Source organism: Aeromonas salmonicida (genome assembly GCF_028355655.1).
GTDB lineage: Bacteria > Pseudomonadota > Gammaproteobacteria > Enterobacterales > Aeromonadaceae > Aeromonas > Aeromonas salmonicida.
This window is the reverse complement of record NZ_CP110645.1, coordinates 198,472-211,256: the sequence shown is the minus strand read 5'-3', so window position 1 is coordinate 211,256 and position 12,785 is coordinate 198,472. Positions and strand designations below refer to the sequence as shown.

Here is a 12,785-nt window from a genome sequence, read left to right as displayed (position 1 = left end):
CATAGACCTTCCGATCAAAGCCTGTTTAGATGGGGGCTGACCGTATACCGCGCACCATTTTAGTGCACCAAAACGATCCACAGTTGCACTACTTTGAGGCGTAACGCGCTGAGATGGCAGGTCTTGGGGCGGGCTTATAGCCGCAAACGCCCTGAAATCAAGCTGTCACAAACTTGGCACGATACTGGCTTATGTGAATGTGATGACGCATTCACCCTAAGAGTTTTAACACCGGAGGTTACTTAGCATGTCAGCCCAGAACGTTTTGGCCCTGATCCAGGAACACGAAGTCAAGTTTGTTGACCTGCGCTTTACCGACACCAAGGGTAAAGAGCAGCACGTATCTATCCCTTCCCACCAGGTCAACGAAGATTTCTTCGAAGACGGCAAGATGTTCGATGGCTCTTCCATCGGCGGCTGGAAAGGTATCAACGAGTCTGACATGGTGCTGATGCCTGATGCGGCCTCCGCCAAGCTGGACCCGTTTACCGAAGAGACCACCCTGAACATCGTTTGTGATGTGCTGGAACCGGCCACCATGCAAGGTTATGACCGCGACCCGCGCTCCATCTCCAAGCGTGCCGAAGATTTCCTCAAAGCCAGCGGCATCGCTGACACAGTGCTGTTCGGGCCTGAGCCGGAATTCTTCATGTTCGACAACATCACCTTCTCGAACACCATGGGCCACAGCTTCGTGAAAATCGAATCTGAGGAAGCTGCCTGGAACTCGGGTACCGAGTATGAGCACGGCAACAAGGGCCACCGCCCGTTCGTGAAAGGTGGTTACTTCCCGGTTGCACCGGTTGACTCTTCCCAGGACATCCGCGCTGCCATGTGTCTGGTGCTGGAAGAGATGGGTCAGGTCGTTGAAGCGCACCACCATGAAGTGGCGACCGCCGGTCAGAACGAGATCGCGACCCGTTTCAACACTCTCACCCTGAAAGCGGACGAAGTACAGGTTCTGAAGTACGTGATCCATAACGTGGCCCACGCTTACAACAAGACTGTCACCTTCATGCCGAAACCCATGTTCGGTGACAACGGCTCCGGCATGCACTGCCACCAGTCCCTGGCCAAGAACGGCGTCAACCTGTTCGCTGGCGACCTGTACGGCGGTCTGTCCGAGATGGCACTGCACTACATCGGCGGTATCATCAAGCACGCCAAGGCCATCAACGCCTTCGCCAACCCGACCACCAACTCCTACAAGCGTCTGGTTCCGGGTTATGAAGCACCTGTCATGCTGGCTTACTCCGCCCGCAACCGCTCTGCCTCCATCCGTATCCCGGTAGTACCGAGCCCGAAAGCTCGTCGTATCGAAGTACGTTTCCCGGATCCGGCAGCCAACCCGTACCTGGCTTTTGCAGCTCAGCTGATGGCCGGTCTGGACGGTATCATCAACAAGATCCATCCGGGCGATGCCATGGACAAGAACTTGTATGACCTGCCGCCGGAAGAAGCTGCAGAAGTGCCGACTGTTGCCGGCTCTCTGGACGAAGCACTGGCCGCACTGGACAGCGATCGCGAGTTCCTGACCCGCGGCGGCGTGTTCAGCGATGACTTCATCAATTCCTATCTGGAACTGAAACAGCATGATGTTGACCGTGTGCGCATGACCCCGCACCCGCTGGAGTTTGAACTGTACTACTCCGTTTAATTCGGACCACAGCTCTGAACTTGACCAAACCCGCCAACAGGCGGGTTTTTTCTCTGATAGGATTAAGCAAAATCCCGTCAAGGAGAGATGGATGAAAAACGCATGCCCCCTATGGGCTCTGGGACTTTTGCTGTTGACGAGCACCGTCGCCCAAGCCACCAAGATCTACTCCTGGACAGACAGCAAGGGCGTCGTTCACTACACGGATGCCCCCCCTCCCGGCCAGCAGGCCAAAGAAGTGGATCTGCGTGTTGCCCCTCTCATTGGTGGTGCCCCCCGCTCGGTGCAGGTGGACAACTTCAACAGCCTGACCGGCGTTGATGCCAAGAAAGAGGAGGAAGCCGCCAAGCTGGTAATCGAAATGCTCTCCCCGGAACAGGGCAGCACACTGCGCGACAACACGGGCAATGTGGTGTTCCAGGGGCAGATAAGCCCCAAACCGCCGACCCAGTACGACGTGCGCCTGACCCTGGATGGCAAGGCGGCCCCCATCGTCAGCAACGGCCTGGCTATTCGGGTCGAAAACCTGGATCGCGGCGCACACGAGGCACAACTCGAACTACTCGCCAAAGACGGTACGATCCTTGCTAAATCAAGGGTAGTCACCTTCTACCTGCATCGAGCCAGTATCAATCCGGCACCTAAAGTGACCCCGCTCCCCAACAAGGGGTGATCCTGTGCATCGATACGGGTAGACTAAATGCACCACGTTGGTGCATTACTGGTGTATAGCACCGTTTTAGGGAGAAACCTGTGCCAACCCGCCCGGATCAAGCCAAGATACTGCTCGATAACTTGCTGACCGCCGTCATCCTGATGGATGAGCGGCTCTGCATCCAGTTCGTCAACCCGGCGGCCGAACAACTGCTCTCCCTCAGTCAGCGTCGGCTGATCGGGATCGAGCTGCCCCACCTGCTGGAACATATCTCTCTCGATTTGCAGCGCCTCAAGCAGTGCCTCACCTCTGGGCAGGGCTTCACCGACAGCGAAGTGACCCTGGTGGTGGAAGGTGAACCCAGACTGGTGGAGATGAGCGTAAGCCCGCTCGCCGACCATGAACAACGGCTGATGGTGGTAGAGCTGCGCAAAATTGATCAGCAGAAGAAGATCAGCCAGGAGCTGCAACAACATGCCCAGCAACAGGCGGCCAAGGAATTGGTGCGCGGACTGGCCCACGAGATCAAGAACCCGCTGGGTGGCCTGCGCGGCGCGGCCCAATTGTTGCAAAAAGAGCTGCCGGATCCGGCCTTGCGCGAATACACGGGCATCATCATAGAGCAGGCCGACCGGCTGAGGGTGCTGGTCGATCGCCTGCTCGGCCCTCAGCGTCCGGGTCGCCACCAGATGCACAATGTCCACTCCGTGCTGGAGCAGGTGCGCCGTCTGGTGGAGCTGGAGCTGCCACCCACTGTGCGCATAGAGCGGGATTACGACCCCAGCATTCCCGAGTTCGAGATGGAGCCGGATCAGCTGCAGCAGGCTTTTCTCAACATGGTGCGCAACGCCGCCGAGGCCATAGGTGAACAGACGGGGCTGATTCGCATCAAGACCCGCACCGCCTTCCAGATCACCATCCACGGTCAGCGCTACCGGCTGGCGGCCGAGATCAAGATCATCGACAACGGCCCCGGCATTCCCGATGCCATCCGCGACACCCTCTTCTACCCCATGATCACCGGCAAGGAGGGGGGAACCGGACTCGGCCTCTCCATCGCCCAGAACCTGATTGATCAGCACAAGGGGCGCATTGACTGCATCAGCTGGCCTGGCCACACCGAATTCACCATTTTTCTACCGCTTCGCAAATAAGGGAACGTCATGACAGCAAAAGTGTGGATCGTCGATGACGACAGTTCTATCCGCTGGGTACTGGAACGCACCCTCGGCAGTGAAGGCTTCGAGTGCGAGAGTTTTGCCGATGGCGAGGCTCTGCTGAGCTCGCTGGAGATACGTTCGCCCGATGTGATCCTCTCCGATATCCGCATGCCCGGCATTGATGGCCTTAGCCTGCTGGAGCAGATCCACCGCCGCCAGGCCGATCTGCCCATCATCATAATGACGGCCCACTCGGATCTGGACAGCGCGGTCAACGCCTATCAGCGGGGCGCCTTCGAGTACCTGCCCAAGCCGTTCGACATCGACGAGGCGGTCACCCTGGTGCGCCGTGCCGAGAATCACCTGAAAGAACAGCGCACCAAGCGCAAGGCACGCCAGCAGGAGACGGCCACCACACCTGAAATCATCGGCGAAGCGCCGGCCATGCAGGAAGTGTTTCGCGCCATCGGCCGGCTGTCGCGCTCCAGCATCTCAGTGCTGATCAACGGTCAGAGCGGTACCGGCAAGGAGCTGGTCGCCCACGCGCTGCACAAGCACAGCCCGCGCGCCCACAAGAACTTCATCGCCCTCAACATGGCCGCCATCCCCAAAGATCTCATCGAATCCGAGCTGTTCGGTCATGAAAAAGGGGCCTTTACCGGTGCCAACAACATTCGCCACGGTCGCTTCGAGCAGGCCGATGGCGGTACCCTGTTTCTCGATGAAATCGGCGACATGCCGCTGGATGTGCAGACCCGCCTGCTGCGGGTGCTGGCCGATGGCCAGTTCTACCGGGTCGGCGGTCATCAGCCGGTGCAGGTAGATGTGCGGATCATCGCCGCTACCCACCAGAATCTGGAGAAACGGGTGGCAGACGGTGAATTCCGGGAAGATCTGTTCCACCGCCTCAACGTCATCCGCATTCATATTCCGGCCCTCAAGGAGCGCCGCGAGGATATACCTCAACTGGCCCAGCACTTCCTGCTGCGCGCCGCCAAGGAGCTGAACGTGGAGGCCAAGAGCCTGCACCCTGATACCCAGGCCTACATCAGCCGTCTCGCCTGGCCGGGCAACGTGCGCCAGCTGGAGAACGTCTGCCGCTGGCTGACCGTGATGGCCTCGGGCCAGGAGGTGTTGGTAGGGGATCTGCCCGCCGAACTGCTGACCCCCATCATCAACACGGCCGAGCCCGGCCAACCTGCCCTGCCCGGCTGCTGGCAGCAGCAGTTGCAGGACTGGGTTGCCAGTAAGCTGGCACTGGGGGAGACCGACATCCTGGCCGATGCCCTGCCCCAATTTGAGCGGATCATGCTGGAGACGGCACTGGATCACACCCATGGCCACAAACAGGAGGCTGCCCGCCTGCTTGGCTGGGGTCGCAACACCCTGACTCGCAAGCTCAAGGAGCTCGACCTCTCCTGAGCCCTCTGGAAAAACGATTCCCATCACGCCTTGGCAAATCCCTGACCAATAAGACCCCGTTTGATTTCAAACGGGGTATCTTTTTTGAGAGCCCTGCCTAGAATGGCAGGCTTTCAAACCCGACTCGAAGAAGGCGCCATCATGATTGACAGATCTCTCCCCCTGACCGACCTGCACCGCCATCTGGACGGTAATATCCGCGCGCAGACCATCCTCGAGCTGGGCCGTCAGCACAATATCCAGTTGCCAGCCTTTGAGCTGGAAGCACTTCGCCCCCACGTGCAGATCGTCGAGAATGAGCCGAGTCTGGTCGCCTTCCTGAAGAAACTGGACTGGGGCGTGGCCGTGCTGGCTGATTACGATGCCTGCCGCCGTGTTGCCTACGAGAACGTGGAGGATCTGCTGCGTGCCGGTATCGACTATGCCGAGCTGCGCTTCAGTCCCGCCTACATGGCCATGACCCACAAACTGCATCCACAAGGTGTGGTGGAAGCCATCATTGACGGCGTTGCAGCTGGCAGCCGCGACTTTGGCATCAAGACCAACCTCATCGGCATCATGAGCCGCACCTTCGGCACCGAACAGTGCCGCAAGGAGCTGGACGCCTGTCTGGCCCATCGCGACAAACTGGTTGCCGTCGATCTGGCCGGTGACGAACTGGGCTTCCCGGGCGAGCTGTTCACCGAGCATTTTCGCAAGGTCCGTGATGCGGGCATGCGCGTCACAGTACACGCAGGCGAAGCGGCGGGCCCCGAAAGCATGTGGCAAGCCATTCGCGATCTCGGCGCCGAGCGCATCGGCCACGGCGTCAAGGCCATCCAGGATCCGGCCCTGATGGCCTATCTGGCGGAGCACCGCATCGGCATCGAATCCTGCCTCACCTCCAACCTCCAGACCACCACGGTCACGAACCTGACCGAGCACCCAATCCGCCAGTTCCTGGCTGCCGGTGTGCTGGCCTGTCTCAACACCGACGATCCTGCGGTAGAAGGCATAGACCTGCCCCACGAATATGACGTGGCTGCCCCGGCCGCCGGCATGACCGCCAGCGAGATCCGCACCGCCCAGCAAAACGGCCTGACCCTCGCTTTTCTGAGCGATGGCGAGAAAGCCGAGCTGAGCGCCCGCGCCGCCAGCCGCTAAACCTTGAACCGTTTGCTTACCCCATAAAAAAACCGCCGAAAGGCGGTTTTTTTATCTTCAGTGCAGGGCTGCCTGTTCAGATCACCCGGGAGAACTGCTGCTGGCGCGCCTTGTTGCGCAGGTAGACATCGAAACACATGCAGATATTGCGAATGAGCAGCTGACCGGTGGAGACCACTTCCAGCCCATCGTCGGTCATGCGCACCAGACCGTCGTCGATAAAGGTCTGCAACAGCTTGAGATCATCGGCAAAATACGCCTTGAAGACCAGACCATAAGCCTGCTCGACGGCGACGAAGTTCAGGCTGAAATCGCAGATGAGACGTTTGATCACCTCGCGGCGGATCAAGTCGTCCTGATTGAGGGAGCACCCCTTCCACTGGGCATGCCCCAGCTCTTCAACCTGGGCGTAGTAAGCTTTGAGCTCTTTTTGGTTCTGGGAATAGGCATCGCCAATCATGCTGATGGAGGAGACCCCCAATCCAAGCAGATCACAATCTCCCTGGGTGGTGTAGCCCTGGAAGTTGCGGTGCAACTTGCCTTCACGCTGCGCCACCGCCAGCTCGTCATCAGGTTTGGCGAAGTGATCCATGCCGATGAACTGGTAGCCCTGATCGGTGAGGAAGGCGATGGTGTCCTGCAGCATAGCCAGCTTCTCCCGAGGGGCTGGCATGTCTTCCTCTTTCAGCTTGTGCTGGGCAGCAAAGCGGCTCGGCAGATGAGCGTAGTTGAAGATGGAGAGGCGGGCCGGATCCGTCTTGAGCACTTCCTCCAGGGTGTGGTGGAAGCCCTCCCTGTTCTGGTGCGGCAAGCCGTAGATGAGATCCAGATTGGTGGAGCGAAAGCCCAATTCGCGAGCGCGCTCCAGCATGGCGCGGATGAAGTCGTTATCCTGCTCGCGGTTGACCGCAACCTGGACCGCCTTGTTGAAGTCCTGCACGCCGAGACTGATGCGGTTGAACCCCACCTCTCGCAGCACATCCAGCATGGTGAGTTCGATTTCACGCGGGTCCACCTCTATGCTGATCTCCCCTTCCTCCGCGAACTGGAAGTGCTCGCGCAACATGGCCATCAGGCGACGGGTCTGGGCTTCGTTCAGATAGGTAGGCGTACCACCACCCCAATGCAGCTGGGTCACCAGCCGATGCTTGAACAGGGGCGCCTGCGCCTTGATCTCCTGTTCGAGGTAGTCGAGGTATTGATCGGCCTTGTGCTGGTGACGTGTGATCACCTTGTTGCAGCCGCAGTAATAGCAGAGCTTGTGACAGAAGGGGATGTGTACGTAAAGCGACAGGTTGCGCGCCGGGTACTGGCCTGCGGCGCGGACCAGGTCCGGATAGCCGAAGCTTTCGTTGAACTCCAGCGCAGTGGGATAGGAGGTGTAGCGCGGGCCGCTGTAGTTATATTTTTCGATCAGGGCCTGATCCCACACAATCTGTTCTGCTTGCACGCTTGCTTCCTCTTTTTTGTTATCCAGGGCTCAGCGGCTTAACTGAAAATCCTTCAGTTGGGCCACATCCTTGAGGATCTGTGCCTCCAGCTCGGCCTCATAGCCACTGCGTTCGAGATCCATCTTCATCACTTCATTGCGCTTGAGGGCACGTCTCGCCTCATGAGTCGGCATCTCTTTCACCTTCTCATAGAGACTGTACAGACCCGGAAATTCGCTGGCAAAAACGCGCCCTTCCTTGATCTGCAAGGCATCCAGCAAATTGGTCAGCCGAATGGCACCTTCGGAATAGTCGCACTGACCATCCCGCACCGCATGGGCGATCACCCGTACACTGTCGAGAATGCGTTCATTGCGCGCAGCTATGGCCTGCTGCTGCATATCGCGCTGGCGCTTGAGACGAGCCAGCAGGGTACCGGCATACACCGCCAGTCCCAGCAAAATCAGGCCGCCCAACGAGGCGGCCAGCATCCATCCACTCATCACTTTTTCTTCGGCTCTGGCTTGGGCTCAGGCTGATAGTCGACCTGAGTGAAACGATCCCACAGCTCCTCTTCGGAGGCGGGCGGGGTCGGCGCCTCATAACTGGCATCGTCGAATGAGCCGTCGTCTTCTTCGTCATCATCGTTGTCTATGATGCCAAGCTCATCCATCAATTCCTGATAACGATCGACACGCTGGTCAACCCAGGCCTGCTCGGTCGCTTCCAGGGTCTCGCCAGCATCGAGGCGATCCAGCAGGTCATTCAGGCGATCATCATTCTCGATGGCAGCCAGCTCCTGCTCCGGCGTCATCACCAGCTTCTTCTCTTTCGCAGGCTTGGGCGCAACTGGCTTGGCACCCTTCTCGTCTACGATCAAGGCGACCGGCTTGCGGGAACCGATACGCGGATCCTTGGCCTGCTTGCCATTGTTGTTCTTGCTGGATTGCTCTGCCTGCTGGCGGGAACCCGCCTTCAAGCCCTTACGCTTGGCAGCGCGTTTGCGCTCACGGCCGTCCAGGGCACTGGCATCTGATTCTTTGCGCTTACCGGTAGGCTTGCGATTGGGTTGTTTAGCCGACATGAATGACTGACTCCGACAAATAACTGGATTGAAGCCCGCACCCGGGATGAGAATCATCCGGGGAAGATACAGATACGGGGAACAGTGGATTAGAAACAAGAGTGGGATCCCGCACCAATCCGGCCATTGCTGGCCTCTGAACACCGCAGGATCGGTATCCTCTGGGCATGTTGCTGGTATTTTGACACAGAATGGCTAATCGGGTTAATGACCCAAAAGAAAAAAGGCAGCCGAAGCTGCCTTGATATGTTTATGCGAGTCCCATCCCTGGCTGCAAATCACCCTGTCCGTGGTGATACCTCTGCGCATCATATCTTTGTATGTGGTCATCCTGACCTTAATTGGTCGATCCTGAATGTGCGTGTGCTTGCTTTGACCCATGGGGACGACATCCGGTCATCACTCTGGGGTGGTTGCATCCCGCAGCCCGGCTCTTCCTGAGCAGTCACCATCCTGGTATTTCAATCCTTTGCCTGTCATTTGCGTGGTTCTGTGGCATCCCGCCAAATCGACATCCTGTCTTCACAACATCCCGGTCGTGAATGGCCCTGTGGGCCGCTCCATATATCCACTGTATCAACTTAATAAAACGGCTCAATCCACCGATAACGTTTTCAAACGGAGATAAACCTATCACTCTTATTTAACATATTGAAATTAATGAATTATTAAACATAATTTGAAAAATGTTTAAGCCTTGGCCAGGCCGATGAATGGGGGATCTCTTACAGCAATGCGAGAAAAACTGGCCAAATGGAGTTAAAGGTCAAAAAGAAACGAGGAGCCAGTGGCTCCTCGTTCATATCAATGGGGTACATCATCAGACATGATCAGTGCAAACCGGCCACATATTTGGAAAGCGCTTCGATGTCCTGATCAGTCAGCTTCTTGGCAACATCCTGCATCATGCCATTCGGATCATTATCACGGGCAGCCACACGAAAGGCGGTGAGCTGAGCCTTGATATAAGCAGGATGTTGGCCGGACAGACTTGGATATTTCGCCTGTTCTATACCTGATCCACGCGGACCATGACAGGCAGTGCAGGCAGCCAGACCACGGCTCATGTCTCCACCCATATAGAGCGCTTTACCCGCTGCTACAGCATCATCAGGCACCGCTATCGGTGTTACCTTCTGGCTGGAGAAGTAGGCAGCAAGGTCTTCCATGTCCTGTTCAGACAAGGGGAGAGCCATAGGCCCCATGATAGGTGCGACTCGACCAATTTGGCCAGAAGCTGCAGCCTTCAGTTCAACTAATTGCTTTTTGATATATGATGCGTGCTGACCAGCAATCTTGGGATACATATCAACAAGGCTGTTTCCGTCCGGTCCATGACAAGCCGCACACACGGCAGCCTTGGATTGTCCCGCAGCGGCATCGCCCTTGGCTTGTGCCATCCCCGTTACGCCAACCATCAGAGCAAGAGTAATGACTAGGTTCTTCATGGCGTTCCAACTTCTCGTTATTAGGCTTCCAGATCCCATGCCGCTGAAGGCATGTTAAAATAAACGCGTTTAAGCGACGTCATTTTACACGATTTCACAAAAAAGTAACTCTATAACCCTCTATCTCTATGGGGAATTTACGTTGGATACACAAACTCTGAATTTCAATAAGGTGCATTTTGTGACCAGCGCACCCGACATCCGCCACCTGCCAAATGATGGGGGTGTCGAGATTGCGTTTGCCGGCCGTTCCAATGCCGGTAAGTCATCTGCATTGAACACCTTAACGAAACACAAGAACCTGGCTCGCACCAGTAAAACACCGGGTCGCACCCAGTTGATCAACCTGTTTGAACTGGAGCCGGGCAAGCGTCTGGTCGATTTGCCAGGCTATGGTTATGCGCAAGTTCCGCTGGAAATGAAGCTCAAGTGGCAAAAGTCACTGGCAGAGTACCTGCAGCGCCGCGAGTCATTGAAAGGCCTGGTGATCCTGATGGACATCCGCCACCCGCTCAAAGATACCGACATGAACATGCTGGAGTGGAGCTCACACCGTGAATTGCCGGTCATGCTGCTGCTGACCAAGGCTGACAAGCTGAGCCCTGGTCCCCGCAACAATCAGGTCATCAAGGTACGCCAGGCCATTGCCGACCTGGGCCCGCAGATCCAGGTGGAAGCCTTCTCCTCCCTTAACAACATAGGGGTGGAAAAATTGGCCCAGACTCTGTCTGGCTGGTACTTGGCGGGTGCTGATGAAATTGCCGATAACGATGAGCAAGAGCAGGTTGAGGAATAATACATTCCTCCATCTTCCTGCTGCTTCTCTCTTGCAATTAGCGGAGCTGACCCTCCGCTGATTGAAAGACTTTCAGTTCAACTGCTTCCTGCCAACGCTCAATCCCCACCGATATGCGCTTCTAGCAATCCTAGTAAAATCATTATCAATCAATAGGATATGAAGTTAATTTCAATTAACAATTAACTTCATATCCACATGATAACGGTTTCATATTTTTGCTATCAAACGGCAAGCACATCACGCAAGAAGTACCAAAATGAAATTTAATTACACTTCGAGGTATGGAAGGGATAAAGAAGGGATAAAGAAGGGATAAAGAAGGGATAAAGAAGGGATAAAAATGAAGCCAGTACCACTGGTGCAGTACCGGCCTGAAACAATCAGTTCAAAAATTGGGAAGAAGCTAAATCTTGAGAACAAAGACGACTGGTTTTCCTCAAGAAGCCCTTTCATTCTAGCAAATACTTGCCAAAACTAAAGCATTTACTCTAAATTGGATGCATAAAAAAACACCCCGACGAATACTCATCGGGGCAGCTATTCAGCCACATTCAATTACGTGAAATAAAAGGTCTGAAAGATAGAACATCTTACCTCTGTACCCTACGTCGCTAACTGTATAGCAAAGCAGCAAAAAGTGAAAGTAATTTATGTAATTAAGTTTCATGAAAGAAGGTTTGGTAAAAACCACTTACTTTTCATACAGATAAAAAAATCCCCAGTACGAATACCGGGGAGTTATAAAGGTGACTAGCTAGCACTTCCTCAACTATCTAGTTAGTCAGCGGTATTTCTCACAAGTTCCGCCGCTTTGAGAAAAAACTTGGGACACTCAGAGGTAGATGGATCCATCCTCTGTAAACTCTTGTTCTTCAATGAGTTTCTCAGCAATATCTTCAATGTCAAAACGAACGCTCTCGAAAGCACGCAGTATGTCCTCCTCCTTGACGAGGGAGAGTCCGGTCATTTTTTCCAGGCGCCGACGACTGATGTAGCAATTGATCAATGCCCCCATCTGCTGGGCTGGAAAATGTATCCTCTGTTCGTCCGGCTGCCAAGCCGCCAGTTCGGGAAACAGGATGCCTTGATTCATAGAGTCCCCAGATTTCGTTTCAGCTCTCTCAATACCTGTTTAGTTCCTGGGCGGATTCCTCGCCACACGGTGAATGCTTCAGCCGCCTGTTCAACCAGCATACCCAGCCCATCCATGGCCTGACGGGCACCGTACTGTTTGGCCCAGCTGATGAAAGGGGTATCCATGGATCCATACATCATGTCGTAGATGGCAATATCCGCGTGGATCAGTGCAGGGGAGAGGGGCGGCAGCTCCCCTTGCAGGCTGGTGGAGGTGGAGTTGATGATGAGATCAAACGTCCCCCCCAGTTGCTCGTAGGTCAGAGCTGTCACCACCCCCAGATCATGAAACTCGGCCGCCAGTTGCTGCGCTTTTGCGTGCGTTCGGTTGGCAATCACCAGTTCTGTCGGATGCTCGGCCAGCAGCGGAGCCAAAGCACCACGGGCGGCTCCCCCAGCCCCCAGCAGCAAGATCCGGCTTCCGGCCAGAGTCACACCATGAGACTTCAGGTCCGCCACCAGACCAGCACCATCGGTATTGTCTCCCAGCAGTACACCGTCATCGGTCAGCTTGATGGTGTTGACGGCACCCGCCCGTTTGGCTCGGGGGCTCAAACTGTCAACCAACGCAAACGCCTGCTCCTTGAACGGCACTGTGACATTGCACCCTTTGCCTCCTTGCGCAAAGAAGGCCCGCAGGGTCGTAGCAAACTCGTCGACGGCAGGTTCAGCCAGACCATACTCCAGCTCTTGCTGAGTTTGTCTGGCAAACAGGGTATGAATGAAGGGGGACTTGCTGTGGCGCACCGGGTGGCCAAAAACCAGATAACGATCCATCAAAGAGTTCCATCAGAGGGCAATATTCCGATTTAACGGGTTTTCGCACTCAGGAACAAGCCGAATATCGGCCAAT

Annotated in this window: 13 protein-coding genes; 6 read left to right on the top strand and 7 right to left on the bottom strand. The window is 55.9% G+C overall.

Annotation, left to right across the window (positions count from 1 at the left end; translation table 11 throughout):
- Nucleotides 1-247 precede the first annotated feature (247 nt).
- The 5 genes from glnA to add all read left to right on the top strand — a co-directional run bounded on the left by glnA (nucleotide 248) and on the right by add (nucleotide 6,037).
- Nucleotides 248-1,657 carry a glutamate--ammonia ligase gene (gene glnA, locus ONZ54_RS01015; protein WP_017412325.1) on the top strand — a complete coding sequence of 470 codons (1,410 nt, stop codon included), beginning with the start codon at nucleotides 248-250 and terminating at the stop codon, nucleotides 1,655-1,657.
- A 91-nt stretch (nucleotides 1,658-1,748) separates the two neighbouring features.
- Complete coding sequence (locus tag ONZ54_RS01010) at nucleotides 1,749-2,330, top strand: DUF4124 domain-containing protein (RefSeq protein ID WP_005319870.1); 582 nt, start codon at nucleotides 1,749-1,751, stop codon at nucleotides 2,328-2,330.
- Between the two features lie 80 nt (nucleotides 2,331-2,410).
- Complete coding sequence (gene glnL, locus ONZ54_RS01005) at nucleotides 2,411-3,466, top strand: nitrogen regulation protein NR(II) (RefSeq protein WP_043136455.1); 1,056 nt, start codon at nucleotides 2,411-2,413, stop codon at nucleotides 3,464-3,466.
- A 9-nt stretch (nucleotides 3,467-3,475) separates the two neighbouring features.
- The gene (glnG, locus tag ONZ54_RS01000) at nucleotides 3,476-4,894 is read left to right on the top strand and encodes a nitrogen regulation protein NR(I) (RefSeq protein ID WP_219598167.1); all 1,419 of its coding nucleotides are present in this window, start codon (nucleotides 3,476-3,478) and stop codon (nucleotides 4,892-4,894) included.
- Between the two features lie 141 nt (nucleotides 4,895-5,035).
- The gene (gene add / locus ONZ54_RS00995; protein ID WP_113721086.1) at nucleotides 5,036-6,037 is read left to right on the top strand and encodes an adenosine deaminase; all 1,002 of its coding nucleotides are present in this window, start codon (nucleotides 5,036-5,038) and stop codon (nucleotides 6,035-6,037) included.
- A 76-nt stretch (nucleotides 6,038-6,113) separates the two neighbouring features.
- On the opposite strand, the gene hemN is transcribed toward add, so the two are convergent.
- The 4 genes from hemN to ONZ54_RS00975 all read right to left on the bottom strand — a co-directional run bounded on the left by hemN (nucleotide 6,114) and on the right by ONZ54_RS00975 (nucleotide 9,999).
- Nucleotides 6,114-7,487 carry an oxygen-independent coproporphyrinogen III oxidase gene (gene hemN / locus ONZ54_RS00990; protein WP_271787291.1) on the bottom strand — a complete coding sequence of 458 codons (1,374 nt, stop codon included), beginning with the start codon at nucleotides 7,485-7,487 and terminating at the stop codon, nucleotides 6,114-6,116.
- Between the two features lie 30 nt (nucleotides 7,488-7,517).
- Nucleotides 7,518-7,958: a DUF2489 domain-containing protein gene (locus ONZ54_RS00985; protein WP_034523570.1), complete on the bottom strand. Its 441-nt coding sequence runs from the start codon at nucleotides 7,956-7,958 to the stop codon at nucleotides 7,518-7,520.
- Between the two features lie 11 nt (nucleotides 7,959-7,969).
- Nucleotides 7,970-8,551 (bottom strand): Der GTPase-activating protein YihI, encoded by a 582-nt coding sequence (yihI, locus tag ONZ54_RS00980; RefSeq protein WP_198315361.1) that lies wholly within the window; start codon nucleotides 8,549-8,551, stop codon nucleotides 7,970-7,972.
- A gap of 830 nt (nucleotides 8,552-9,381) precedes the next feature.
- On the bottom strand, nucleotides 9,382-9,999 hold the full coding sequence (locus ONZ54_RS00975) for a c-type cytochrome (protein WP_192896126.1): 618 nt from the start codon (nucleotides 9,997-9,999) through the stop codon (nucleotides 9,382-9,384).
- A 142-nt stretch (nucleotides 10,000-10,141) separates the two neighbouring features.
- Here ONZ54_RS00975 and yihA point away from each other — a divergent pair, with 142 nt between their 5' ends.
- The gene (yihA, locus tag ONZ54_RS00970; RefSeq protein WP_005319896.1) at nucleotides 10,142-10,795 is read left to right on the top strand and encodes a ribosome biogenesis GTP-binding protein YihA/YsxC; all 654 of its coding nucleotides are present in this window, start codon (nucleotides 10,142-10,144) and stop codon (nucleotides 10,793-10,795) included.
- A gap of 544 nt (nucleotides 10,796-11,339) precedes the next feature.
- On the opposite strand, the gene spfP is transcribed toward yihA, so the two are convergent.
- The 3 genes from spfP to aroE form a co-directional block, all read right to left on the bottom strand.
- Nucleotides 11,340-11,387, bottom strand: a complete 48-nt coding sequence (spfP, locus tag ONZ54_RS23325; protein WP_462101308.1) for a small protein SpfP — start codon at nucleotides 11,385-11,387, stop codon at nucleotides 11,340-11,342.
- Nucleotides 11,388-11,630: 243 nt separating this feature from the next.
- Nucleotides 11,631-11,891 (bottom strand): DUF1488 family protein, encoded by a 261-nt coding sequence (locus ONZ54_RS00965; RefSeq protein WP_271787290.1) that lies wholly within the window; start codon nucleotides 11,889-11,891, stop codon nucleotides 11,631-11,633.
- Nucleotides 11,888-12,709 carry a shikimate dehydrogenase gene (aroE, locus tag ONZ54_RS00960; protein ID WP_271787289.1) on the bottom strand — a complete coding sequence of 274 codons (822 nt, stop codon included), beginning with the start codon at nucleotides 12,707-12,709 and terminating at the stop codon, nucleotides 11,888-11,890. Before aroE ends, ONZ54_RS00965 begins: the two co-directional genes overlap by 4 nt.
- Between the last annotated feature and the right edge of the window lie 76 nt (nucleotides 12,710-12,785).